The organism is Kocuria sp. GQ42 (assembly GCF_059758435.1).
Map to the genome: position 1 here is coordinate 1 of NZ_JCAXEN010000020.1, position 286 is coordinate 286.

At 63.6% G+C, this 286-nt stretch carries 1 protein-coding gene; it reads left to right on the plus strand.

Going from position 1 to position 286, the window contains the following annotated elements; translation table 11 throughout:
• Positions 1-34 precede the first annotated feature (34 nt).
• Positions 35-241, plus strand: a complete 207-nt coding sequence (gene cspE / locus AC6CH6_RS17880) for a transcription antiterminator/RNA stability regulator CspE (RefSeq protein WP_035923571.1) — start codon at positions 35-37, stop codon at positions 239-241.
• The last annotated feature ends 45 nt before the right edge of the window (positions 242-286 follow it).

Here is a 286-nt window from a genome sequence, read left to right on the forward strand (position 1 = left end):
GGGACGCTCCGTTTCCCAGAAAGACAGGTTCCCCATGACTACTGGCACCGTGAAGTGGTTCAACGCCGACAAGGGCTTCGGCTTCATCACCCCCGAGGACGGCTCCAAGGACGTGTTCGCGCACTTCTCCGCGATCAACTCCGGCGGGTTCCGCTCCCTCGAGGAGAACCAGCGCGTCGAGTTCGAGACCCAGGACGGCCCCAAGGGCCCCCAGGCCGCGAACATCACCGTGCTTGCGTGATCACGCTTTGATCTCCTCGTGAGATCTCCGGCGCGGAGCTGAACG